The organism is Clostridium sp. BJN0013, assembly GCF_040939125.1.
Classification (GTDB): Bacteria; Bacillota; Clostridia; order Clostridiales; family Clostridiaceae; genus Clostridium_B.
Window position 1 is genome coordinate 127,222 of sequence record NZ_CP162495.1, and the last position, 22,493, is coordinate 149,714.

The 22,493-nt window shown below is 43.3% G+C and carries 27 protein-coding genes, 1 pseudogene and 1 CRISPR repeat array (1 of these 29 running past the window's edge); of the genes and pseudogenes, 8 read left to right on the top strand and 20 right to left on the bottom strand.

Annotation, left to right across the window (positions count from 1 at the left end):
- Positions 1–110: 110 nt before the first annotated feature.
- The 19 genes from AB3K27_RS00825 to AB3K27_RS00915 all read right to left on the bottom strand — a co-directional run bounded on the left by AB3K27_RS00825 (position 111) and on the right by AB3K27_RS00915 (position 17,202).
- Positions 111–2,225, bottom strand: coding sequence for a DNA topoisomerase 3 (locus AB3K27_RS00825; protein WP_368489394.1), 2,115 nt, complete (start codon positions 2,223–2,225; stop codon positions 111–113).
- 84 nt (positions 2,226–2,309) lie between these two features.
- Positions 2,310–2,555, bottom strand: a complete 246-nt coding sequence (locus tag AB3K27_RS00830) for a hypothetical protein (protein ID WP_368489395.1) — start codon at positions 2,553–2,555, stop codon at positions 2,310–2,312.
- Between the two features lie 20 nt (positions 2,556–2,575).
- Entirely contained in the window at positions 2,576–3,061 is a 486-nt protein-coding gene (locus AB3K27_RS00835) for a hypothetical protein (RefSeq protein WP_368489396.1), read from the bottom strand.
- A gap of 49 nt (positions 3,062–3,110) precedes the next feature.
- Positions 3,111–3,287, bottom strand: a complete 177-nt coding sequence (locus AB3K27_RS00840; protein ID WP_368489397.1) for a hypothetical protein — start codon at positions 3,285–3,287, stop codon at positions 3,111–3,113.
- The gene (locus tag AB3K27_RS00845) at positions 3,284–3,922 is read right to left on the bottom strand and encodes a DUF4366 domain-containing protein (RefSeq protein ID WP_368489398.1); all 639 of its coding nucleotides are present in this window, start codon (positions 3,920–3,922) and stop codon (positions 3,284–3,286) included. Before AB3K27_RS00845 ends, AB3K27_RS00840 begins: the two co-directional genes overlap by 4 nt.
- Entirely contained in the window at positions 3,912–4,169 is a 258-nt protein-coding gene (locus tag AB3K27_RS00850; RefSeq protein WP_368489399.1) for a DUF4315 family protein, read from the bottom strand. Before AB3K27_RS00850 ends, AB3K27_RS00845 begins: the two co-directional genes overlap by 11 nt.
- A 31-nt stretch (positions 4,170–4,200) precedes the next feature.
- Positions 4,201–6,258: a CD1108 family mobile element protein gene (locus AB3K27_RS00855; protein WP_368491138.1), complete on the bottom strand. Its 2,058-nt coding sequence runs from the start codon at positions 6,256–6,258 to the stop codon at positions 4,201–4,203.
- A gap of 107 nt (positions 6,259–6,365) precedes the next feature.
- Positions 6,366–7,526 carry a helix-turn-helix domain-containing protein gene (locus AB3K27_RS00860; RefSeq protein WP_368489400.1) on the bottom strand — a complete coding sequence of 387 codons (1,161 nt, stop codon included), beginning with the start codon at positions 7,524–7,526 and terminating at the stop codon, positions 6,366–6,368.
- Between the two features lie 74 nt (positions 7,527–7,600).
- Positions 7,601–8,545: a site-specific DNA-methyltransferase gene (locus AB3K27_RS00865; RefSeq protein ID WP_368489401.1), complete on the bottom strand. Its 945-nt coding sequence runs from the start codon at positions 8,543–8,545 to the stop codon at positions 7,601–7,603.
- Positions 8,542–10,941, bottom strand: a complete 2,400-nt coding sequence (locus tag AB3K27_RS00870; RefSeq protein ID WP_368489402.1) for a VirB4-like conjugal transfer ATPase, CD1110 family — start codon at positions 10,939–10,941, stop codon at positions 8,542–8,544. The genes AB3K27_RS00865 and AB3K27_RS00870 overlap by 4 nt, the downstream gene beginning before the upstream one ends.
- Positions 10,907–11,293, bottom strand: coding sequence for a PrgI family protein (locus AB3K27_RS00875; protein ID WP_368489403.1), 387 nt, complete (start codon positions 11,291–11,293; stop codon positions 10,907–10,909). The genes AB3K27_RS00870 and AB3K27_RS00875 overlap by 35 nt, the downstream gene beginning before the upstream one ends.
- A gap of 26 nt (positions 11,294–11,319) precedes the next feature.
- Positions 11,320–12,189, bottom strand: coding sequence for a VirB6/TrbL-like conjugal transfer protein, CD1112 family (locus AB3K27_RS00880; protein ID WP_368489404.1), 870 nt, complete (start codon positions 12,187–12,189; stop codon positions 11,320–11,322).
- Between the two features lie 16 nt (positions 12,190–12,205).
- Positions 12,206–12,421, bottom strand: a complete 216-nt coding sequence (locus AB3K27_RS00885) for a Maff2 family mobile element protein (RefSeq protein WP_006773673.1) — start codon at positions 12,419–12,421, stop codon at positions 12,206–12,208.
- Positions 12,422–12,615: 194 nt separating this feature from the next.
- The gene (locus AB3K27_RS00890) at positions 12,616–14,403 is read right to left on the bottom strand and encodes a VirD4-like conjugal transfer protein, CD1115 family (protein ID WP_368489405.1); all 1,788 of its coding nucleotides are present in this window, start codon (positions 14,401–14,403) and stop codon (positions 12,616–12,618) included.
- Positions 14,400–14,882 carry a PcfB family protein gene (locus tag AB3K27_RS00895; protein WP_368489406.1) on the bottom strand — a complete coding sequence of 161 codons (483 nt, stop codon included), beginning with the start codon at positions 14,880–14,882 and terminating at the stop codon, positions 14,400–14,402. The genes AB3K27_RS00890 and AB3K27_RS00895 overlap by 4 nt, the downstream gene beginning before the upstream one ends.
- 41 nt (positions 14,883–14,923) lie before the next feature.
- Positions 14,924–15,136 carry a DUF5348 domain-containing protein gene (locus AB3K27_RS00900; RefSeq protein ID WP_368489407.1) on the bottom strand — a complete coding sequence of 71 codons (213 nt, stop codon included), beginning with the start codon at positions 15,134–15,136 and terminating at the stop codon, positions 14,924–14,926.
- Positions 15,137–15,150: 14 nt separating this feature from the next.
- A complete protein-coding gene (locus AB3K27_RS00905; RefSeq protein WP_368489408.1) occupies positions 15,151–16,053 on the bottom strand; it encodes a DUF6017 domain-containing protein in 903 nt (300 codons plus the stop codon).
- 211 nt (positions 16,054–16,264) lie between these two features.
- Positions 16,265–16,624 (bottom strand): hypothetical protein, encoded by a 360-nt coding sequence (locus AB3K27_RS00910; protein WP_368489409.1) that lies wholly within the window; start codon positions 16,622–16,624, stop codon positions 16,265–16,267.
- A gap of 368 nt (positions 16,625–16,992) precedes the next feature.
- Positions 16,993–17,202, bottom strand: a complete 210-nt coding sequence (locus tag AB3K27_RS00915) for a hypothetical protein (protein ID WP_368489410.1) — start codon at positions 17,200–17,202, stop codon at positions 16,993–16,995.
- A 288-nt stretch (positions 17,203–17,490) separates the two neighbouring features.
- On the opposite strand from AB3K27_RS00915, the pseudogene AB3K27_RS00920 reads away from it, so the two are divergent.
- The 7 genes and pseudogenes from AB3K27_RS00920 to AB3K27_RS00950 all read left to right on the top strand — a co-directional run.
- Positions 17,491–17,667: pseudogene (locus AB3K27_RS00920) on the top strand (XkdW family protein); the annotation flags it as partial.
- Positions 17,667–17,822 (top strand): XkdX family protein, encoded by a 156-nt coding sequence (locus AB3K27_RS00925; protein ID WP_368489411.1) that lies wholly within the window; start codon positions 17,667–17,669, stop codon positions 17,820–17,822. The pseudogene AB3K27_RS00920 and the gene AB3K27_RS00925, both read left to right, overlap by 1 nt.
- Before the next feature lie 316 nt (positions 17,823–18,138).
- The gene (locus AB3K27_RS00930) at positions 18,139–18,363 is read left to right on the top strand and encodes a BhlA/UviB family holin-like peptide (RefSeq protein ID WP_368489412.1); all 225 of its coding nucleotides are present in this window, start codon (positions 18,139–18,141) and stop codon (positions 18,361–18,363) included.
- A 711-nt stretch (positions 18,364–19,074) separates the two neighbouring features.
- Entirely contained in the window at positions 19,075–19,455 is a 381-nt protein-coding gene (locus AB3K27_RS00935; protein WP_368489413.1) for a hypothetical protein, read from the top strand.
- A gap of 188 nt (positions 19,456–19,643) precedes the next feature.
- A complete protein-coding gene (locus tag AB3K27_RS00940; protein ID WP_368489414.1) occupies positions 19,644–19,787 on the top strand; it encodes a hypothetical protein in 144 nt (47 codons plus the stop codon).
- A gap of 52 nt (positions 19,788–19,839) precedes the next feature.
- Positions 19,840–20,223 (top strand): hypothetical protein, encoded by a 384-nt coding sequence (locus tag AB3K27_RS00945; RefSeq protein ID WP_368489415.1) that lies wholly within the window; start codon positions 19,840–19,842, stop codon positions 20,221–20,223.
- A 6-nt stretch (positions 20,224–20,229) separates the two neighbouring features.
- Positions 20,230–20,358 (top strand): hypothetical protein, encoded by a 129-nt coding sequence (locus tag AB3K27_RS00950; protein ID WP_368489416.1) that lies wholly within the window; start codon positions 20,230–20,232, stop codon positions 20,356–20,358.
- 860 nt (positions 20,359–21,218) lie between these two features.
- Here the strand turns inward: AB3K27_RS00950 and AB3K27_RS00955 are convergent.
- Positions 21,219–21,398 carry a hypothetical protein gene (locus tag AB3K27_RS00955; protein WP_368489417.1) on the bottom strand — a complete coding sequence of 60 codons (180 nt, stop codon included), beginning with the start codon at positions 21,396–21,398 and terminating at the stop codon, positions 21,219–21,221.
- Between the two features lie 207 nt (positions 21,399–21,605).
- Here AB3K27_RS00955 and AB3K27_RS00960 point away from each other — a divergent pair, with 207 nt between their 5' ends.
- Positions 21,606–21,788: a hypothetical protein gene (locus AB3K27_RS00960; RefSeq protein WP_368489418.1), complete on the top strand. Its 183-nt coding sequence runs from the start codon at positions 21,606–21,608 to the stop codon at positions 21,786–21,788.
- A gap of 578 nt (positions 21,789–22,366) precedes the next feature.
- Positions 22,367–22,493: direct repeats of the CRISPR family, unit length 30 nt; unit sequence GTTGAACCTTAACATGGGATGTATTTAAAT (it continues 1,282 nt past the right edge of the window).

Consider the following 22,493-nt stretch of genomic DNA (forward strand, 5'->3'; position numbering starts at 1 on the left):
GTTTCGGTTTCATAGAGGGTTTGGGAAACTTCCCAACAAGCAAAATTCCCGCCGTTCTCTGTGAGAAAAGGCGGGGATTTGACGGAAAGGGTACCCCTTTCCTATGCTTGCTACGAAAGTTCTTTGTCCCTCTGAATTGTAATGCGGTAGTTGACATATTTCCCGCCTGTGTCGGCTAAAAGCACCGTTCCGTCATAGGTTTTGCCTGTTTTTGGAGAATACAGCTTTTTCACTTTCACCCTGCCGTTTTTCAAAAGCTCGGCGGCAATCTTCGGCGTAAAGGCGGTTTTTCGTTCCTCAAAGAAGCGGTCATTTTTCCACATGACAAAGGCGCAATCCTTGTTTTCGCAGTAGTAATTTTTCTTGCCCTCATAGACATTGCCGCCGCAACGGGGGCATTTGCCGATAACGGGCTTTTCATTCTTGAAACGCTCCTTGTCCGTATCGGAAAGGGACGGATAGGCTTTCACAAGTTCCCGCGCCATTTCTTCAATGCCGCGCATAAAACTGTCCGGGTCGGCGGCTCCCTTTGCAATCTGCGTCAAGGAATTTTCCCACTCGGCGGTAAGCTGCGGAGAGGTCAGGCTATCCGGCAGCACATAAACAAGATTGCTCCCGTCTTTGGTGGGAATTAGCTGCTTACCTTTGCGCTGAACAAAGCCGGATTTTACTAACTTTTCAATAACGGCGGCGCGGGTGGCGGGTGTACCGAGCCCGCGGCGTTCCGTGTCCGGGTCGGTGTTCTCATTCCCGGCGCGTTCCATAGCGGAAAGTAAGGTTGCTTCATTGTGGGGTTTCGGCGGCGTTGTGTCATGGACTGTTACCTTTGCGGCGGGTCGGTCAAAGGTCTGTCCCTCGGTAAAAGGCGGCGCGTCAAGCTCCAATACCTCGTTGTCGTCCTCCGGGTCGGGCTTCGCTTTCAGCGTTGCCCGGTAACGGTGTTCAAGCTCTTTCCACCCGGCACAAAGTACCGTCTTGCCCTTTGCGATAAACTCCTTGTCAGCGCACCCAAAAACCGCCGTAACCGCTTCATAAATGTGCGGCTCGACGGCGGCAAAGAGCAGACGCGCCCCGGCAAGGATAAGGATATTTCTTTCGCTTTCCGGCAGTTCGGCAAGGTCGGTTTTTGCAAGCTCGGTTTTTGCAAGCTCGGCGGTGGGGATAATGGCGTGGTGGTCTGATACCTTTTTGCTGTCAAGCAGACGGGAAATGTCCGGCGTGAAGTTCACGCCCTGCATGAAAGGCAGCTTGCCGCAAAGCAGGGTGGCAATGCCCGCCGCCGTACCGCCCATGTCGTCGGTCAGAAATGCGCTGTCCGTTCGTGGATAAGTCAAAAGCCGTTTTTCATATAGGCTCTGTGCAAGGTCAAGGGTCTGTTTCGCGGTATAGCCATGAATACGGTTTGCTTCCCGCTGCAAACTCGTAAGGTCAAATAACCTCGGCGGGGCGACGGTTTTCTTTTCGCGGGTCAGAGAAAGGCAAACGGCCTGTGACACTTCGCAAGCCGTTTTGAGTGCTTCCGCTTCCTCGGCAGAGCGGATCCTCGCGCTTACCGATTCCGCACCGCCCATATCAAGCCGCACATGGTAGTATTTTTCTTTCTGAAAGCCCGTTATCGCTGCGTCCCGGTCTACAAGCATTTTCAGCGTTGGGGTCTGTACCCGTCCCACATTCAAGGTCTTGCTGTACAAGCAAGAGAAAAGTCGGGTGGCGTTGATACCGATAAGCCAATCCGCTTTTGCCCTGCATAGCGCAGACGCAAAGAGGGGGTCATACTCCCGCCCGTTTTTGAGCGTGTCAAAACCTTTTTTGATTGCTGCGTCCTCCATAGAGGAAATCCAAAGACGGCGCATGTTTTTTTTGCACCCTGCCACATGGTAGACGAAACGGAAAATTAGTTCACCCTCGCGCCCTGCGTCGCAAGCGTTGATAACCTCGGAAACGTCGGGGCGGCACATGAGGTCTTTTAGGATTTTGAATTGCTTTCGCTTGTCGGCCGCAACGGTGTATTTCCATTCCTGCGGCAGAATGGGTAAGGTTTCATAGCTCCATTTTTTGTACTGCTCCCCATAGGCGGCGGCTTCGGAAAGCCCCACTAAATGCCCGACGCACCAAGAAACAAGATAGCCCCCGCCCTCGATATACCCGTCCTTTTTTTCCTTTGCACCAAGAACGGCAGCGATAGTCTGGGCGACGCTGGGTTTTTCTGCAATGACTAACTTCATATAATTTTCCTCCTTTTGGGCATAGAAAAAGAGCAACCAGATTTTGATTGCTCTTTCCATATTACATTGATATTCCATTAAAGATTATCTGTCTTTTTCCGCACATTTCAAAATATATTCACGAATGCTCATATCTATAGGAATGATATTGTCGGGGTCATTATCTCCATAGACTGTAACGCTTCCTTTGTCACGTCCTACATGAATGTATACATCAAAATCATAATGGTAATTTCCTTTTGCTATTTCTTTCGCAAATTCCTTAGAAGCAATATACACAAGTGTTGTACTTGTATCATTGAATAGCTTCAGTTTTTCATTAGTTGTCATACAAATAAACCTCTCTTTTCTTAAAGTGTTTTCATTATTTGTTCAATGTTTATGTAATCAAAAATATTGTTAAAAGTTGAATAATCCACATAAAAACTTTTTCTTAGATGGTCTTTCTCAATACCTTTTAAACATTCTCGAATAGCTTCTTTTATTTCTGTATCAATGGGGTTGGAAACATAGAAATGAGTTCCATTTGCATGAATATCTTGGATAAAATGTTTTTGCTTGCTGTCTGCATAATATATCTTATCTAAAGAACGATATATATCAAACCATACATCATGTTTTGATACTGAGATTTTTATAAAACCAACAATTTGATTATATCTCCATAAACAATGAGGAAAGCATATAGCCGATATACCCGATTTTGCACTGTCATCAGTGTGTCCGCTATTGATAAATGTATTATACAAATTAGTTTTTTTATTATTCCAACGTTTATTAAATTCTTTTTCGCTCATAGAGTAAATCGGTATTTCAAATAAAGTTTTCTGTTCCATAATCCCACTTCCTTTCTAACCTTATCTTACCATAGTAATATAAGTAAGTCTATTTGGATTGTTTATTTGTAAGTATTTTAATACAGTACCCGACACAAGAATTTTGCTCCTTATAAGGGCAGCTTTCACAAGCCGGGGAATGAGAAACGGGCGGAGTATTTTCACGCCGCCCGTTTGGTTTTTTGGTCATCATCTTTTCATAAACACTGTCAGTAAACCATGTCATGGGGTGTCCTCCCCGTTGTCCTCACTTTCTTCCGTTTCGGGCTGTTCGTCCTCGTCGTATTCGTCAAAGTCAAAATCTTCAAGGTCAGTATCGCCCTTGACAGCTTGCTTCGGCTTTAAAATCTTAAAATAATAGAACGCGCCGCCAATCCCGGCAAAGAGCAGCAGCACCATGAGCAGTATACCGCCCGTATTGCTTTTTCCCTCTTTGGGCTGTTCCGGCTCCGGCTGCGGTGTCGGTTCGGGGGTAGGCTCTGTGGTGACTTCTGAATCTTGCGGTAGCTTATCTTCGTCTATGAGAGCCAGTAAGTCGGATTCGTCTACTTGATTGAGGAAATGGACGGTGTTTTCGCCCTGTGCTGCGTTGTCAATAATGATGTAAAAGTAATTGCCGCCTTTGCTTTTTACAACGATAAACTGCTTATCCTCGGCAGCGTCGCCCTCTATGTTGTCCACAAGGCTTATGTTGCCCTCTGGAGTAAGGGGCTGCGGCTCGGCGGTTTCTACAATTACGTTGCTGTCGTCAGTAGGAATGTTCTCACCACCGCTCGCATAGGCGGTAACAGAAAAGCCGCCCATAAGTACAAGAGCGGCGCAAAGGGCTGTCAGCGTTCTAAAAATTCTCTTATTCTTCATTCTCGGTGTCCTCCTGTTTGTCATAGTCTGCGGGAACGGCAGCAATGCCGGGGATAGGCTCGCCGGAAAGCATAGCAGTAAGCTCCTGCGGGGTCATGCGCATAGAGCGCACAAGCTGAACAATTTGCAGATTTTCAGCTTCCGTTTTTTGCGATTCAAGCCCTTTCAGCTTATTTTGATACTCTGTGATTTTCTCACGGGTCTTTTGGATTTCCCGGTCGATACGGTCAATTTTGGTATTTGCCATTGTGTGATACTCCTTTCAATTTCAAAAATTGTCAGTTCCAATTCATCAGCCCATAGCCTTTGATACAGGCATAGTCAAGGGAATAGCTCTTGATTTTGCAGGCGTCGCCGGAATTGCCCTCAACGGTGTAAACGCGGCTTCCGTCTGTGCCGATAACAAGCCCTACATGGTCTGCGCTCCCGTCTGAATCCCAATCGAAAAAGATAGCGTCACCGGGGGCTATGTTGCTGTAATTTCGGTCGCCCCATTGTTTGTGAGAGGTAAACCACGGAATCCCCTGCGACTGGCAAGCTGCAAAGCGCGGCTCGGATAAGCCCGCCTGCCCGTAGCACCAAGATACAAAACAAGCGCACCATTCGACGCGGCTGTTGAAGCCGTACCAGCTCCAATAGGGAGAACCGCCCACGTTGCCGACTTGCGATTTTGCAAGGTCTACAAGCTGCGGATTGCCGGGACGTGTGCCATTTACAAAATGAACGCCGCTTAAATCCTCGGACGGGCTTCCGTCTGGAGAGCCGCCGCCAAAAATCAAGGACTTATTGCCGCTTGTTTCAAGATACACGCGGTACATTTCAAGCTGCTCTGCCGTTAAAAGCTCCGGCACAAAAGAGGATATAGGCTTATTTGTCAGCTTGATATTGAGAATGTAATAGTTGTAGGGTACTTCAACGGTGTAAGTGTCTGTGTGGCTGTTCCCGTCTGCGTCCGTCCATGTATCGGTGCGGGTTTCTGTCCGATAGCGTACCTCCATGGTTTCGGTCAGCGTCAGCGTATACTGCCTGTCAAAAACGCGCTGCAATTCTGCCTGTGCGCTTTGTGGAGTGTAGCTCTGCAAAAGAGCGGTCAGATAGGAAGCCAGTTCATGCGGGTTATGCCCGATATTATCAAGGTCATAGCGGTATTCGTCATAGCCGGGGTTGTCACGCTCGATATTATCTATCCTGTTTTGCAGCTCATTTTCCTTTGCTGCGTAGCTGTTTTCCACTGCCACAAGGTCGCTGTCCTCCGACGTGTACGATGTACCAAGTATGCCGTTCAGTGTGCCGGAGAACATAGTGGAACAAGAGGACAGCCCCGTAAAAATCATAATAAACAGCAGCAGCGCGGCAATAGCAATTATCACGCCTGCCGGGTGCCGTGCTACAAATGCCACCGTGTTCCTTGTCTGCTCGGCGGTTTTCTTTGCCGCCTTGCGGATATTTTTCGCAGTGTTTACGCCGCCCGTTTTCGCTGCCTTTGCATACTGCCGCTTAATTTGCTGCTTCTGCCAAAGGCGGGAAACAGGATTGCTTTTAAGCTGCGGGTTGTCGTGCAGCGTCTTACGATACTGAAAATCCACGTTTGCCTTAAACGCCGCTTTTTCCGCTTTTGCTGCCGCCCGGTAAGGTTTCAGCTTGTGGCTGCGGTAGCCCTGCCGTATTTTCCGCGCCCCGTATTTTGCGCCGTACTCCGCTAATTCCTCGGTTTTGTGCGCTCCCTCAACGCCGGAATTGTCCTTTTCAACGGAATGTATCTTGTTGTGAATAAAAATACCCACTTCCTGCGCGGGGCGGGGCAACGGGTTTTTGTTGGAATTTCCGGGCATGGGCTTTTCCCGTTCCTCAAAGTGCAGACGGGTTTTGCCTTTGCCTGTGGCTTCATCAGAGGTGCGCTCCGTAACAAGTTTCTTTTTCTTCGGAATAGTCGCCTTTGCCGCGTCCAAGCGGTCAGCCGTTTTGTCGGATTTCTTGATATACCTTTCAAGCTCCGGGGTATGAAGTTCCTCGTCGGTAAATTGCAGACGGGACGATTTCGTTTGTGCGGCGGCTTCCCGCTGCGCCCTCTGTACCGCCTTTTTTGACGCTTTGCGGGTATGCGCCGCGTCTATGCGGTGAAAAAGCTGCGCGGTGGCTCCCGTGTCCTGCCTATGGGAAAGTCCGGGCGCAGGGAGTAAATGGGCGGTGTCAGAAGATACCGGGTCAAGCTGCGCTGCGTCCTGTTTGGCTTGCTGTTCTGGCGTTTTCTGAAAATCCGCATCCTGCTCCCGTTTGCTTACACGCTCGGTTTCGCCTGTTGTTTCGTTTTGTTTCATCAGCCCATCGTGGGTCATTTTCTGCGTAATTTTGTCACGGGGCTTTAGTGGATTTTTGATATATAACACCTCCTTTTTGGCATAAAAAAACGCCACTCGAAAGTGACGTTTAGATTGTAGTTGATTTAGTTTTCTACTTCAAAACAGCCGGATTTACTAAATCCAAAAGCATTTGATAACGAGTCAAAAACGGGTTCTAATGCTGTACGAATTGGAATGTCTTCTGTACATATTCCGTCTAAAGAGTTTACAATATTTCTATCGAGAGGTAATGAAGATTCCCCCCACCCAGCAGAAGCAATATAATCTTTTCCGTTAAGGATAGTAGCGAAAATGTGCCACGGCTTCGGTATACCTAATTTGTCCAAAAGACTACCATACTCGGACAACGCCTTGATTATGGTTCCTTGTGTTTCTAACCAATTATAAACCTCTTTACTTCTGTAATTTGAAATAAGTCTTATTTCTACTGCTTCGACTATACCGCTATGAAACACTTGTGTATAGGAGTTTATAGCTTTGGTCTTATATTCGCTCGCGTAAATGCAATAGCCATCAGCATTGTAACGGTAATCCCACCCGCTCCCAGAGATAGGCCGAAATAATCTATTGCCACTTAGCTTTTCCAAATCAACTCTATTTCCGAGTTCAAAGCCCCATTCGGGAACGATATGAAATACGATTTTTGCGTCATTTCCTAAATCACCGACACATTCATTTGCTAATATCATTGAAATTCTATCCTTACGGAATTGACGGATTTTATCTTGTAATCCATTTGCGTATAGAAATTCCTTGCGCAAATCGTCAATATCCATGTATGTAATTCCATTGGCATAGCGCATGAAAAATTCATCCTTGCTTCCGTCCCAATAACTGTGGGGACGAGCATAGCTTTTGGGAACAGAAATAACTATTGCAATGTTGCTATCATCTAATTCAACAGGTACACATTCCACACCATGTAAGTGCGGTCTAATACGAGATAAAACGAGTTGCCGAAAAGAGGATAACCAATTATCAAACTCGTTTAAGGAAAATCCTGCCCCACTTAATTTGGTGGGTAACCTGTTTTCGTCCTCCTGCATACCTACGATGATAGTACCTCCGTTTGTATTTGCAAAAGCGGCAAGTTCTTTCATAAATTTGTCCTTGTTCTTGTCTGTCATTTTACCGTCTGCAAACGAATAATCTTTGTATTCTAATTCCTTGTTCTCAAATACCTTGTTGTCAATAAGCTCTTGCAAATGCTGTTTACCTATTTTCTTCATATCGAATAGTGGCATATAAAACGGCCTCCTTGCTTTGTTTTTTACTATTATATCACATAAGCAACATTGGAAAGCAGCTATGATTTTAATTATTCACCTCCAATCCGCGCCCTTGCAAGGGTGCAATACTCGGCATTGAGTTCAATCCCGATATAGTGACGGTCAAGGGTTTTCGCTGCAAGCCCCGTTGTGCCGCTTCCAAAGAACGGGTCAAGGACAATGCCGCCTTTCGGACAGCCCGCCAAAATGCACGTTTCCGCTAACTTCGGGGGAAAGGCAGCAAAATGACCGCCCTTGTAGGGTACGGTATTGATAAGCCAAACGTCACGCTTGTTGCGTATCGTGGGGATAAATGCGTCGTCATAATAGCCGCCTTTTCTTGCCCTGTTGATACCCTGCACCTTGCCCTGTCCGGGTACTTCCCCGGCATATTTGTGATTTGCGCCGCGCCCGGATTTGTACCGCGCCGCCGTTGTAGGGGCTATGGGTTCGGCAATGGCGGCGGCGTCATAGAAATACTTCTTTGACTTCGTAAGTAAAAAAACGTGTTCATGGCAGCGGCTCGGACGGTCTTTGACACTTTCGGGCATGGGGTTGTTTTTCTGCCAAATAATATCGCTGCGTAAATACCACCCGTCAGAGCGCAGGGCAAAAGCAAGCAGCCACGGAATACCAATTAAGTCCTTTTGCTTGCAGCCTGTCGTTTGACGGGCAAGGGATAGTGATTGTCCGTTTCTGCCTTTGGGATTTTTCAGGTCGGAGTAGCCGCCCTTGCTGCCTGTTCCGCAATAGGTGTCTGCAATGTTCAGCCAGAACGTACCGTCTGAACGGAGTACCCGGCGCAATTCCCGGAAAACCGCAACAAGCCTTTCAATGTACTGTTCTGGCGTGTCCTCGCGTCCAATCTGAGCGTCAATCCCATAATCCCGCAAGGCATAATAGGGCGGTGACGTTACGGCACAATGGACGCTTTCGCCGGGAAGCTCTTTTAAGGCAGGCAGCACGTCCCGGTTGATAATTGCGTCTGTTTTCATGCGCCCCTCACTTCCTCCGGCTTTGTCGTCATTACCAGGTACAGCTCGGTATTCTGTGGGAAGCGGTCTACAAAGGGTAATACCACGTTGCCGTAAAAAATAAGCCCCTCGCCTGCTTCGGTATGGGTAACGTATTTCATTTGCTGCGGAGAAATGTTAAGCTGCTTTGCAAGGATAGCCCGGTCGCCGGCGGCTTGATTGAGCATAAGAAAAAAATCGCTGTTTTCAAAGATGTTTTCTACTTCGCGGCTGCTCAAAAGGTCTTTGACATTTTGTGTGATTGCCGTCGGTATGCCGCCCCATTTTCTAAAACGCTTCCAAATTTCCACGCTGTAAGCGGCAGTCTGTTCCTCTTTTAAAAGTAAATGAAATTCGTCCATGTAATAGCGCGTTGCCTTATGCTCGGCGCGGTTGACAGTCACTCGGTTCCATACCTGGTCTTGTACAATGAGCATACCTAACTTTTTTAGCTGCTTTCCAAGCTGCTTAATATCAAAGCAGACAAGGCGGTTTGAAAGCTCCACGTTAGTACGGTGGTTAAAGACATTCAAGCTGCCGGAAACATAAAGCTCCAATGCCGACGCGATACGCGCCGCTTCCGGCTCCGGTTTCTTCAAAAGCTCGTCGTAAAGGTCGCCCAAAATAGGCATTTTTTCCGGGTCGGGGTCAGCAAGAAACGGACGGTAAACGTTGCGGACAGCCCGGTCAATGACTGTTTTGTCCACGGGCTGCAAGCCCTCTTTCCCACCAATGACCAGCTCACAAAGGGAAAGGATAAAGTCGCTTTTCAGAGCAAGGGGGCTGTCGTCCTCGCTGTAATTCAAGTTAATATCCATAGGGTTGACGTACTGTGTGCTTGTGGGCGAAATGCGGATAACCTGTCCGTGAAGTCTTTGCACAAGGGGATAATACTCGGCTTCCGGGTCGCAGATAATAATATCGTCGTCGGTAACGAGAAAAGCATTTGTGATTTCCCGCTTTGCCGCAAAAGATTTACCGCTTCCCGGCGTTCCCAAGATAAGCCCGTTCGGGTTTTTCAGTTTCTTTCGGTCACATAAAATCATGTTGTTGGAAAGTGCGTTCAGTCCATAATAAAGTGCTGCGCCCTCTTGAAAAAGCTCCTGTGTGATGAACGGGATAAAAATTGCGGTACTGCTCGTTGTCAAGCCCCTTTGAATAGGGATAAGATTTTCCCCAATAGGGACGCTTGATAGAAAGCCCGCTTCCTGCAAGTAGTCAAGACGGGTCAAAGCGCAGTTGTATTTTTGCGCGATACCCTTAACGGCGAACACGTCATTTTCAAGTTTGCGCTTCGTGTCTGCCATGTTCGCCACAAGGAACGTAAGTAAAAACATGCGCTCATTCCTGCTCTGTAAATCCTGCAAGAGATTTTTCGCTTCGCTGCCGAATGTGGCAAGGTCGGACGGGATAATATCCATGTCATACCCGCTGCGGACAGCCTTTTTCTGTTCCTCAATTTTCATTTTGTCAAGGTCGGTAATTTTGCGCTTAATGGTCTTGATTGCTTCGCTCTGGTCGATACTGCGGATATGCAGATTGACGATAACGCCCGTTTCAAGGTCGAGAATATCCGCAAGCATACGGTCATTGAGTTCTGGCGCAAGGATTTCAAGGAAGCTCGCCGCACCGATTTTCTTACCCATGCGGAATATGCGCCCTTCGCCAAAACGGAAAGAGGACGGAGCGATAAAGTCCTTTGTAGACAGCCCGGACGGGGCAAGCCAAGAATAATCAAAGGAAAAAGGTTCTCCCTCCGGGTGGAATACGCCATGCAGCATTTTCAGTCGTTCATAGCCCGTCATGGGGTGAGCGGATACGCCAAGCACCTTAAAATTGTTGAGTACGTCGGTTTCAATACGGGCAAGCCGCGCCTTTGCTGTGGCAAGGTTATCCGCTTCAATGGAAAAGGTAATCGCCTTGTGCTTGACAATCCCGTTATTGCCTTTTTCAAGCTGATTTTTTAGCATAGCCGCGTACTCGGCGCGAATGGAGTTGAAAGCGTCCTCCTGCGGGGGAATGTCGATAGCCTTTTCTGCTTCGATTCGCTGCGTCCCTTGATTGATAAAGGAAAGCTGCACCGATACGGAAGCGTCAAAGTAATTTAGAAAATCGCACCAGTTTTCAAAAATGGCGGTCTTGTCGTCTGCCTGTGCAAGCTGATAGTTAATATCTTCAAACACAATGCTCTTGCTGTATTTCTTTTCCGTTACCCGGCAAATCCCGTTCGGGTACATGGTAAGATAGGGAATGGTTTGCTGCGCCGTATGCGCTTTTCCGTCACCCTTTGCCTTTTGGATAATGGTGGCAATCTGTTTTTTCTCGGCGCGGGTCAGCTTGCGCTTATTTCCTGTGGATTTTGTTTTTGCCGTTGACAATAGCCAATACCTCCTTTTCAAGTTTTCTCTGCCGTTCCAAAACGGCGTAAAAGTTTTCCGTCTGATACGGGCGTTCTTTGGGTCGGATAAATTTTGTCTGAATGATGTTTTTTGCCACGACTTCAAGGGGTTGCCCGTGTTTCTCATACATGGCAATGAGGAAGCAGGGCAACATGACAACAATCATTACAAACGCCGCAAAGCTCGTTCCTGTGCTGTCTTTGAGTAAAAAGAAAAGCGGCAGTCCGATTAGGAGCGCCGCCGAAAAGCAGATAATTTGCCGCTTCGTCAGGTTGAGAGCGACTTTTGTTTTAATACGGGATAGGTCTTTGGGTACGGGTACATACGCCATAAAATACCTCCTTTCGGGTCAGCCTGCTAATGGGCTGAGAAAATTGATTTTGCAAGTGCGCCGGATTTGAACAGGGAAAAGCAGAGGATAACGGTATAGGCTGCAAGGGAAAATATCGCGCTGTGCAGATTGTCCGCTATTATCATGTCGTTTACCAAAACCGCATAAATGCCGACGCATATCATAATTAAAAAGCCTTGAAAGCCAAGAGCAAACAGGCTTTTAAGGTAGTTGTTTCCTATCTGCCCCCACTCCCGGTTTGTCATGGTTGCAAACGGAATCGGGGATACGGAACAATAAAGGTAAATTTCTATCATACGCCCGTACAGGATTACCGTTATCAGCACCGACATGATTTTCATGCAAAGGCTGACAAGCGACGTTTCCATAACGAGCAACAGCAGTTCGGGGATTTCCATAGTGTCAAGCCCGGATTGCATGGACGAAAGCGCGGCGGCAACATCAATATTTGTGTTGCCGCCGATTACGCCCGCCGTACCCGATACGACGTGCTGCGCCATATCGAACACCGCCATAGTGATAGTAAAGGTATTGGTAACGAGAAACACCGCTACCCACGCCTTAAAAAACCACTTAAAGAACATAAACGTATCTATGTCGTGCATGTTGTTCTTTTCCGTTACCATGCTGATAAGCTCGTAGCATAGAACGTAGGTTATCACAAGCCCCGCAATGGGTACGATTACATTTTCCGAAAGGGTCTGAATCATGGAAAAAATATTCGCGTTCCAAGCCTGCGGGGTCTTGCCTACCTCGGCGGCGATTGTACCGACTTTTTCATTTACGTCCCCGAACATAGTTGACAGATTCCCGTTAATGGCTCCGATAAGGATTTCCTTTATCCATTCGTTAATCGCGTCAAGTATGCTCTGCATAGGCGTTTACCCGCCCTTAACCGAACAGGCCGGAGAGCAAAGGCACAAGGGTTGCACCAATCAAAGCAACGCCGCCGCCCGCCATGAGCTGCTTCATACCTTGCGATTTTGCACCGGGATTGTCGTTGCCGTAGCCCTCCAAAAGATTGATAACACCCCAAATTCCCAAGCCCGCGCCCAACGCGATTACAAGGGTTTGCAAAACGCCTACTGCCGAATTAAAAAATGCCATAAATGACCTCTCTTTCTGCCGCTTTTGCGGCTCACATATTTTTTGATTTCGTTTTCGGGTACAAAAAAGCGATAGTCCATAGACTACCGCAAGAGAAAATACCGCCGCGTAATGGCGGCTATCGTTATGAAATTGTAGTAGGAGCGCGTGCCATGTAGCCCATGTTTGCAGTTTTAATTGTAATACCACCTCCTTTATGGCTCTGCGTCCTCCTGCAAATCGGCTTCGTCGATTTCGTAGTAGTCAAAAACCTCGTCCGGCTTTACGATTGCAGGGCGGCGTCTTAAATGCTTTTCCATGTCAAAAGCGTTTTTCGCGTCTGCGTCGGAAAGGTATTGATAGTTCGGGTGCCGGGTTATATCGTACTTATCAGAGAAAAACGGGCGTACACCGCGTAGCTGTAAAATACACTTTCCTCCGTCCATAACGGCGATTTCGTCTTGCGTCATAAGCTCCTTTCCCAATTTCTGATAATTCAGTCCGTGGGAAACTTCCCGCCCTCTGTTTTCGGACGTGTTGAAGCTGTCTATCGTTTCCTTTCCTAAGATTTCCGATATTTCTTTCAAGGTGGTTTTCTCTTTACCGCCCAAGAAAAGCGTAGTGTCGCAGTTGCCGATTATGGTATCGGCGTTATCCTTGTAAATGGCTTTTAGCTGTGACTGGCTTTGCAAAATAATAGAAGCCGATATTTCCCGGCTTCGTATGGTGGCTATGAGCTTTTCAAACTTTGGTATCTGCCCGATATTCGCAAATTCATCTAACAGGCAGCGAACATGAACGGGCAGCCGCCCGCCGTAAACGTCGTCGGCTTTGTCGCATAGCAGATTGAAAAGCTGTGTGTAAAGAATGGAAACAACAAAGTTAAAGGTGTCGTCAGTGTCGGAGATAATGACGAAAAGGGCCGTTTTGCGGTCGCCTATGGTGTCAAGCTCCATTTCGTCGGTTTCCATTAGCTCCCGCAGTTCCCGTATGTCAAATGGGGCTAACCTTGCGCCGCAGGAAATGAGGATCGATTTTGCGGTTTTGCCTGCCGCAAGTTTATATTTCTTGTACTGCTTTAAGGCAAAGTGTTCCGGGTCTTTCTGCTCCAAACGCTCAAACATGAGGTCAACTGGATTTTGAAAATCCTCGTCGTCCTCACGGGCTTCCGACGCATTTATCATTTCAAGCAGGGTTGTAAAGTTCTTTTCATTCTCCGGGGCTTCATACCAGATATAGCCGATTAAGGCGGTGTAATAGAGCTTTTCCGCTTTCACCCAAAAATCCTCTGCCGATTTCTCCCCGTCGCCTTTCGTGTTGGCGATTATGGTATTTACCAATTTCAAAATGTCCTTTTCACTCCGCAGATAGGCAAAGGGGTTGTACCGCATGGATTTCTTGAAATTGATTGTATTAAGCACCTTGATTTTGTACCCGCCCCGTTGTAAGAGCTTGCCGCACTCGATTAAAACCGTTCCTTTGGGGTCGGTTACAACGTAGCTGCTGTGCATTTGCATAAGGTTAGGCTTGACGAAAAAACGGGTTTTTCCGCTGCCGCTGCCGCCGATTACAAGCACGTTTTTATTTCGTGCGTACTTCGGCTGCTTCGGGCGGCTGCTCATCATCAGCCGTTCGGTCTGGGTCAGAATGACGTTGTTTTCAAATACCGGGTCAACATAGGGCTTTATATCTGCTGCACCGCCCCAACGGGCAGAACCGTATTCTATTCCCTTGCGGTACTTTTTTGCGTTCCTGCCTTTGATGTATACGGCAAGCCGGATTATTGCCGCTACCGCAATGCCAACAAGTAAATCCAACGGGTCAAAACTCGGCAAGGCATTTGCAAAGGCAGCGGCGAAACCGTCCCCGATAGAAAGCAGCTTGCCGGAGAGGTCAGCTCCCGGTGCAAGCCGGAAAGCCTGTGCTGCTTTATCAAAGAGATACACAAAGAGCAGATAAGGCATGTTGGGGATAATCAGCTTTTTCCAGTTGATATTGCTCATAGCTCAATCCCCCTGTCCTTTTTGTTCATCTTGACGCGCTCGGAGTTCCTTGCCGCCGCCTTTTCTTTCATGGTGGAAAGCAGCTTGCGGATAGAGGGTTTTTTATGCTCGGTCAGCTTTTTTGCGGAAAACTCCTTAAAGGCTGCGGTCAGTGCGTCGGCGTCCCGTCCCTTGAAAAACACAAGGTAACGGGGCGGGCTTTCGGTATTGTCCTTTTTCAAGGCAAAGTCAATCCCGTACTTTTTCGCGGTACCCTCAAAGGCTTTGATATTCCCGTCTGTGATTTCAATGTTGGAAACGCCCGCATTCTGCTTTACAAGCTGCTTTAGGGTCTGCTTGCCGTGGGGCGTCGCCTGTTTTTCAAGCTGCTTTTTCATCTGCAAAAGCATGAATTTCATAGCTTTTTGCAGCAGCTTTGCAGATAGCTTTGTTGCCTTTATGGATATGGCAATGGTCTTTTCGTTTACTTCATCTTGCATTTACCGTCCTCCTTTCACGGTATGGCGGCGGTTTTGGGTATTTATATCCGCACCCGCAGCCCGTTCAAATCCTCGGTGCGGATACCCACAAGATACCAGTTTTCAGCCATTTCAATGCGGGTCGGTTTCCATTTGCCGCCTGTGAAAATCTCGAAACATTCTCCGCAATGCAGCCCGCCGTAATAATCGGCAAGGTCAAAGCGAATGTCGTAACGGTCGGTCTGCTCGTCAAAAATCAATGCTCCCTGTTTCATAGTGGATACTCCTTTCAGATTTTGCCGCTTGCCATGTCGTGAGCGACAAGGGCGGTATAGTAGCTGTCAATGGTGGTCGGGGCGTTAAACAAAACTGCCCGTAGATACTGCTTGATGTTGCGTATTTTGGTGGTGTTCTCCCGCATACAGTCAAAGACAAATTGAATGTGACTGCTGTTCAGCTTCAAAAACTTAGATTTCACAAGCTCGGCGGGATAATCGTCCCCGGCAATGCGGATTGTCTTTCTTGCGGTGCATATGGTTTCAAGCATGAGGTCAACAATCTCATTCAGACGGTCATTGTCAATGTTAGGGTCTTGCAGAAGATAATCGTACTCGATATTGTCCTGTATGATTTCCCGGTATATCTCAATCGCGCTTTGGGTGGACGCTTCCTTTCCGTTCCTTTCCCCGTAAGGCAGGGGACTTAGGGAATGGATAGGAATAGAATCGGTACTTGATAAATCCGTATTTGATTTATCTTTTTTTAGTAAGTCAGTTCTTTGTATCTCTTTATTTAATTGCGTTGGATTTTCCAACGTAGGGTTATCCTGCGTAGGTTTTTCCAGTGTTGGATTATCCAATATTGGATTTTCCAATGTAGGTAAATCCGATATAGGCGGCTGCGGCTGCTCGTAAATCACATAATCCGCGCCCCGCAAGCGACCTTTTTCGTCGCGCTCCCTTGACCGCATGATATATCCGGCACGTTCAAGCTCCCGCACCGCTTCGCGTATTGCGTCAATTTTTTCCCGGTTGATATGGGATAGCCCTGCAAGGGTATAGTCCCAATCCTCCGGCAGGGATAGCATTTGAGATAGCATCCCCTTTGCTTTAAGGGTTAAATCCTTGTTTCGCAAGTGGTGGTTGCTCATAACGGTATAACCCTTGTTTCGTTCTACTCGGAAAACTGCCATTGCTTCATCAACTCCTTTGCTGTAGATTTGTCACGCAGTTAAAGGTCGATTTTGAGGGAAAAGGTATATTACCCTTGCCACGTCAGAAACGCACCTGCAAAGCCGCGTAAATCAAGGCTATTTTTGCCCCTACTGCGTAACATGAGAGCATAAAAAAAACGGCGTTCCTATCTTCCCAAAAGAGAATTAGTAAACGCCGCTATGTGCATGGTTATTTTGTTTCCGTTATATAGTCCTTAATAATCTCGCCAAAGTCTGCCATAAAAGAAAAGATAAAGTATTCCAAAACGGCGGGGTCTGCGTCCATAGGGTCGGCTTCCTCGGAAAACTGTAAGCCCATAAGTCCGTAAAACGTTTTGATAATCTTGAATAGTTTTCCCCGGTCGGCAGGCGTGTTCATGGAAACGAGAATGTCCGTAAGGCGGTTGATAGTTTCCATGTCGCCGCCCGTTGTCACCCATACCATTTCTGCGAATGGCTGCGTGATAGCTCCGGCAACAAGATTGATTTTATCCTTGTTGATTGCGCCGGACGGGAGTATAATAACTTTATTAGATAATATGTTTTTCATTGTGTCCTCCTTTTCTCAATGGTGCCCGTGGTGCCCAAATGGTGCTCGGACGTGAAAAATAGTGTTGTAAGAAGTTGTGGACACAAATAACATGAAATGAAAAAAGCCCGTATTTTCAGGCTTTACGGGGTACAAATGACGAGAAGATATGTGGAGATATAAAGGGTTTTTGCTCTTTCACGCCCCTCGAAATCAGGTAGTCCTCACGGGCTCGTGGGTTCGAATCCCACCGCTTCCGCCAAAAACAATCCCGCGTAAATCAAGTGTTTACGCGGGTTTTCTTATGCCTTTTTGTGGTGCCCGGTTTTGCTGATAACAGCTCAAATGGTGCCCGGAAATCCTAAAAACATATGAAAAGCAGCGTGGAGCTATAAAAAGATACGTCCGTCATATTTGTCTCTCAATGTTTTTGTAGCCCCAATAAGTTTATTTTTCTTATCTTTTGTACAAGATGTTCCAAGGGTTATCATCCAGCAGTAAGCTATACAAATGCATAAATATAAGGTTCTTGCATACTGGATATTACGTGTCCAGGTACCTTCTAAATTGAACCCACCAAATTTAAAATCTTTAAACATTTCTTCTATATCAAATCTTTTTTTATATTCTCTAATTGCAAAGGTCTGTTCTAAATAAGTTAAAGGAGGAGAGTAAAATGGCTTTAAAGATAATAATTACAAGAAAATCAGATGATATTATTACTAACATAGTAGATACAGCAACGATAGTAGAAAATGGATTAAAAGTAATAGATTCAACAGGGAATATATTATAGGATGTATTGGAGCATGTAACCAATATAACAATGTAGAAACCCCAGATACAATAATTCCTCAAAAAAATATACTACAGCAGAAGGGTTTGTTGTTAATCCAGATTATAAACCTTATATTCCTATAGAAGATCAGGTTTATAATTTAGGGCAACAATTAGCACAAGAGAAGTTATCTAATATCCAAAAAGATAACGTAATAAATGGCTTAGGTCAACAGGTGGCAGATTTAAAACTACAAATCATACAAATTCGAGGAAGTACAAATTAATGAATATAAATTTTACATCTTGGCAAATGGCTTTCAATTATAATTGGGTGGATGCTACAGCATTAAAGATAGCCGTAAAAACAGATGTTAATTTATTTGGAGAAATAACTCCCGAAGAATACAAACAAATCACTAATATAGCTTACGTATCATAATAAAATATGAAGGCAAAATAGGAGCTAGAGATAGCTTTTTTGTTTTGTCTGGAATGATTTTAGTAACCTTTATTTGATTTGTTAGTATTATAATAGTACATAAACAAAAGATAATAAAGAGGAGGAATTCTTATGTCATGCGGACATCATAGAGGTTGTGGCAATAGAAATGTAATAGTAATAATAATAATACTATTGTTATTATGTTCTGGACATGGATGGGGAAATCGTATCTGCTAAGGTATGGATATTAAGAGTTTTGGAGAAATCCAGAGCTCTTTTTTAGTGCTTAAAAATACTTACAAGGAGGCTTGGAATGGAAAATGAAATATTTAAGTTAGCAGTTAACCAGGGAATATGGGCAGCACTTTTTATAGTGTTGCTCTTTTATATTCTGAAAAAACAGGAACAACGTGACAAGAAGGCAGAAGGTAGGGAATCCAAATATCAAGACATTATAAGTAAACTTACAGATAAATTTAATATTTTGGAGGATGTCAAAAAAGATGTGGCAGAAGTAAAGGAAAAAATATTTAAATAGGAGGAAAAATCGTATGATTAAAGGAGTAGATATAAGTAATCGTGCGACTCGTTGCTACTTGAAAAGAGTAGCCTAATTAGCTGATTAAATTTAGAGATTAGAACTGTTATTGCGAAAAATCAAACGATAGGGTAACGCCTAGAAGGGTTTTCTCTAATATTCTGATTAGCGTTTTGGTGAGTAAACACCAGAGGGTTAAAAGTTCGGTGAAGACGGCTGAGAGTTCACCGTAAGATATAGAAACGTATCACGAAATGCGAACCAGAGGTGGTCGAGTGAATGGATAGGTCGGGAGTCTATAAAATATCTATGGTTAGGATGTTCTAAAAAGGAACTGACGAAATCTGGAATATAAGGGTCTAGATTATGAATACTTAGAAATGGGTATAACACAAATGTGTGGTAAGTGTGGACGAGTAAGATTGGTTACTATGAAAATCCATATAGTGTTAAAGGCACTATAAGACTTACAGGCTCAAACAGATGACCTAAAGATACATGAAAAGATAGCAATAATGGAACAAGGAAAGCAGTTAATGTATGACTTATCTTAATCTAAGTGAGAGTGGTGGTATGAAGCAGTGAAGTTTCTGTAATGGAAATAGAGTAATAGCCACTAGACAAATTGTTATTTGAAAACTAAATACTGAATAATTCAAGGTTCTGGTGTGACTAAGAGATATGAAATCCTCAGAAGGGAGAGTAATAGACTTGAAGGAAGGCTTATTAAAGAAGAAACAGAAACTAAGAAACAATGAATACTATGACATGCAGGACATATTTGATAGTCTGTATAAACAAAGTTGTAAAGATAATAGATTTACTAATCTAATGCAGTATATTGTCTTTGAACAAAATATTTTGCTAGCTTATAGGAATATCAAGCAAAATAAGGGTTCTGTCACTGCAGGGACAGATGGATTAAACATTGAATTTATTGAAAGTATGGGTATTGAAAAGTATATCAAATACATTCAAGGTAAATTTGAAAATTATAATCCTAAAAGTGTAAGACGTATAGAAATCTCTAAGAAGAACGGTAAAACTAGGCCTTTGGGGATAACTTGTATAGATGATAGAATAATACAGTAATGTATTAAACAAATTTTAGAACCAATATGTGAAGCCAAATTCTATAAACATAGTTATGGATTTAGACCTAATAGGTCTACAGACCAGGCTATAACTGAACTCCAGAAGAACTGGGAAAGGCCAACGGATGGTGTATTAAGAGCTGAGACTTGGAGTGTGTTTTTGAATAACTAAGGAGGTAAAATGGCATGGATGACTTACTAAAAAACAAACTTAAAGATGATTTAAAGGATTTACAAGAAATTTTAACTCATGATAAAGTTTCTATTGTTCAATTGAATTTTACATTAGGTAGGATTTCATTATTAAGGGAATTGATTACGGATAACTAGGAAGGAAGCTGAAAGGCTCCTTTTTAAATTATAAATTATGGAGGAATGTAAAATGGTAAATATAAATGATATTGTAGCAATAGGTGGAGTTTTAGTCGGTGTAATTGGAGTTATATTTGGATTAGTACCATATCTAAAGAAAAAAGGTATTAATACTGGGGAAGTTTTGTATACTACAGGAAATGTTTTAGAAGCTACAGAACCACTTATACAAGTGGCCAAAACAATTCCAGAATTAAGAGCCGGTGCAACCCTGGTGGATTTAATTCAAGATAAAGCTATATCTGCCGCAAAGATAGCTGAGCAATTAGGAGGTAAATTAAAGGATAATGAGGGAAAATTTAATTATGCCCGAAATACTGTATATTCAATACTTAAGGAGATTAACGTGGATCCAACAGACAACCAGAAAAAGTTAATCGATGATTTTATCTAGGAGGGTGTGAACGACCTTGGACATACTGCTTCTACAGAGTCGGAAAAGGATACACAGATTGCAAAGATACAACAAGATTTAGCAGTAGCACAAGCTGAAAATACTCAATTGAAGCAGACTATTGCTAGTATATAGAGCGCTGCAGGTGCTGTGCAGAATACGAATATCTCTACAGCTGTTGTAAATGCAGAAGATAAAATAACACAGAATACTTCTATTGCTCAAACTGAGTAGTAACAGTTCAAGAAATATTCAATGTCTCTTAATATTTCACACAGAAAAATATTAAGATAACATTGGAATAACACAGACATTATATATAGTTGTCACAATATACGATTATAATGTATTATACCTGTGTATAATAAATATTTGAGGTTTGGGAGCGACTAAATATAGTAGTCTTAATAGGCTACTATATTTTTTTGCTTACAGCTTATTTACACATATTGTAAAATAATATATCTTATATTTGTAAGGCTAATATCCTTATTTAATTCTTTACAACCGATATAATTCAATTTTTTTTCGAATCCACACTCCAAATAGTATGATTGATTAATGATCATACTATTTTTTTGACAGTATGTATCTTAATATTATATCGGATGCCATTACTAACTATAAATGAGCATGAGAAAGTTAGGGGATGGTATGAAGGGTTCTAATGTAAGTGAAGTGCAAGTTGGTAGGAGGAAGTTTAGTGAGTTGATTATAGCTAATTATTAGGAAGAGAGGAGAGTAAGCCTAGAGTAGTGTAAAAGCTATTCTAGGGGTTATTTTTATTTTTTTGTGTAATATCGTACACATATTTTTATTTGTTTGTATACGATATGTATATATGTTTTTGCTTATTTGTATAATATATTATACATGTTTTTATTTTTTGTATATAATATGTATACATTGTGATATAATATATGTATAAAAAGCCGTTTCGGTTTATATTTAGGAAAAGATTTTTAGTTAACTAAATGCACTCTCGCAAAGTGCATTTAGTTTTTTGAGTCTTTATCTTCAGCAGTTATAGAAATTTCATTTTCAGTCATCTTGCCAACTGAAGACTTACCTTTGATTTCAAGTCTATCTTTTAAATATGTTCCTACAATCACCATAGCTGTTAAGCATGATGATGTAATACATATAGATATTACTATGATCACAGTATCACTCATATTGTCACCCCCTCCGCTGTCAGATTAACCGAAACGACCTCTTTGAAAGAGATGAAACACTGGAGGGTGACTAACTAAAAACATATTCATTCTCTTAATGATATTATAGCATAATTATTTTTTTATATAAAATTGGAATATTGAGCAGGAATATACATATTATTGTAGAAGTACTTATATGTAATAATTGAAAGGGGAGAGAAATAAATGAAAGTCACAGGAATAATTCTTATTATTGTAGGAATTGCTGGAATAATAGTGGGTTGTGTTGTGCGCGGCAACATAGGAATAGCTGCTATAATAGGAGCTTTAGCAGGCTTAATATCAGGAATAGGATTTATTTTGGCAGACAAAAAGATTGAATTATTATCGAATAATAAGAGTTCTTAATTTATTCTATACTGGCGGAAAGAGATCAAATATATAATTACTCCTAAAAAAGATAAAAGCCCTGGACTAATCCCAGGGCTTTTATTCATGATAAAACTAATTTAGTGAGATAAGCATTTTCATGAGCATTAATCATTATATCCAATTCACTACATTTAAAACAAAAGAGATCTTTATGTCTAAAGCTATTTACATATATTGTAAAGTGGTATACTATATATTTATAACATTAATCTCCTAAGTTTATTATTCTTTATAACCTAAAACAATAAAAGCTCTGGAAATACCAGAGCTTTTGTTAATGATAAAATTGATTTAGTGAAATTAAAGTATTCTTATGACATTAAGCATTATACCCAACTCCAAACATTTTATATTTATTTTTCAAATATCCTTTAGTATTTTTCCAACCTCAAATAAGTAAAATATCATGTAAACTGTTGATATGTAATGATTCCAAGGTGTTTTTATTCTTATAAATACATAAAATAAAATCGCTTGGAAAAATTTTTATAAAATCCTTTATCTTCAATGCTTAAAGAGATATAATAAGAATAAGAAATGGCTATCTTACATTAGTTGAACCTTAACATGGGATGTATTTAAATTAAAACTGATGACGAAATGTTTAATAAGTTAAACTTGTTGAACCTTAACATGGGATGTATTTAAATAATGTTATATTCTTCATCTCGTTATCGTTCC

Excerpts from the sequence above, each read along its gene's own strand:
- AB3K27_RS00940 (WP_368489414.1), top strand. The coding sequence starts at position 19,644 with ATGGATGACTTACTAAAAAACAAACTTAAAGATGATTTAAAGGATTTA.
- AB3K27_RS00875 (WP_368489403.1), bottom strand. The coding sequence starts at position 11,293 with ATGGCGTATGTACCCGTACCCAAAGACCTATCCCGTATTAAAACAAAA.
- AB3K27_RS00835 (WP_368489396.1), bottom strand. The coding sequence starts at position 3,061 with ATGGAACAGAAAACTTTATTTGAAATACCGATTTACTCTATGAGCGAA.
- AB3K27_RS00850 (WP_368489399.1), bottom strand. The coding sequence starts at position 4,169 with ATGGCAAATACCAAAATTGACCGTATCGACCGGGAAATCCAAAAGACC.
- AB3K27_RS00830 (WP_368489395.1), bottom strand. The coding sequence starts at position 2,555 with ATGACAACTAATGAAAAACTGAAGCTATTCAATGATACAAGTACAACA.
- AB3K27_RS00900 (WP_368489407.1), bottom strand. The coding sequence starts at position 15,136 with ATGAAACAGGGAGCATTGATTTTTGACGAGCAGACCGACCGTTACGAC.
- AB3K27_RS00895 (WP_368489406.1), bottom strand. The coding sequence starts at position 14,882 with ATGCAAGATGAAGTAAACGAAAAGACCATTGCCATATCCATAAAGGCA.
- AB3K27_RS00865 (WP_368489401.1), bottom strand. The coding sequence starts at position 8,545 with ATGAAAACAGACGCAATTATCAACCGGGACGTGCTGCCTGCCTTAAAA.
- AB3K27_RS00855 (WP_368491138.1), bottom strand. The coding sequence starts at position 6,258 with ATGACCCACGATGGGCTGATGAAACAAAACGAAACAACAGGCGAAACC.
- AB3K27_RS00960 (WP_368489418.1), top strand. The coding sequence starts at position 21,606 with ATGAAAGTCACAGGAATAATTCTTATTATTGTAGGAATTGCTGGAATA.
- AB3K27_RS00925 (WP_368489411.1), top strand. The coding sequence starts at position 17,667 with ATGAATATAAATTTTACATCTTGGCAAATGGCTTTCAATTATAATTGG.
- AB3K27_RS00930 (WP_368489412.1), top strand. The coding sequence starts at position 18,139 with ATGGAAAATGAAATATTTAAGTTAGCAGTTAACCAGGGAATATGGGCA.
- AB3K27_RS00840 (WP_368489397.1), bottom strand. The coding sequence starts at position 3,287 with ATGACATGGTTTACTGACAGTGTTTATGAAAAGATGATGACCAAAAAA.
- AB3K27_RS00910 (WP_368489409.1), bottom strand. The coding sequence starts at position 16,624 with ATGAAAAACATATTATCTAATAAAGTTATTATACTCCCGTCCGGCGCA.
- AB3K27_RS00885 (WP_006773673.1), bottom strand. The coding sequence starts at position 12,421 with ATGGCATTTTTTAATTCGGCAGTAGGCGTTTTGCAAACCCTTGTAATC.
- AB3K27_RS00845 (WP_368489398.1), bottom strand. The coding sequence starts at position 3,922 with ATGAAGAATAAGAGAATTTTTAGAACGCTGACAGCCCTTTGCGCCGCT.
- AB3K27_RS00945 (WP_368489415.1), top strand. The coding sequence starts at position 19,840 with ATGGTAAATATAAATGATATTGTAGCAATAGGTGGAGTTTTAGTCGGT.
- AB3K27_RS00955 (WP_368489417.1), bottom strand. The coding sequence starts at position 21,398 with ATGAGTGATACTGTGATCATAGTAATATCTATATGTATTACATCATCA.
- AB3K27_RS00915 (WP_368489410.1), bottom strand. The coding sequence starts at position 17,202 with ATGTTTAAAGATTTTAAATTTGGTGGGTTCAATTTAGAAGGTACCTGG.
- AB3K27_RS00880 (WP_368489404.1), bottom strand. The coding sequence starts at position 12,189 with ATGCAGAGCATACTTGACGCGATTAACGAATGGATAAAGGAAATCCTT.
- AB3K27_RS00905 (WP_368489408.1), bottom strand. The coding sequence starts at position 16,053 with ATGGCAGTTTTCCGAGTAGAACGAAACAAGGGTTATACCGTTATGAGC.
- AB3K27_RS00890 (WP_368489405.1), bottom strand. The coding sequence starts at position 14,403 with ATGAGCAATATCAACTGGAAAAAGCTGATTATCCCCAACATGCCTTAT.
- AB3K27_RS00825 (WP_368489394.1), bottom strand. The coding sequence starts at position 2,225 with ATGAAGTTAGTCATTGCAGAAAAACCCAGCGTCGCCCAGACTATCGCT.
- AB3K27_RS00860 (WP_368489400.1), bottom strand. The coding sequence starts at position 7,526 with ATGCCACTATTCGATATGAAGAAAATAGGTAAACAGCATTTGCAAGAG.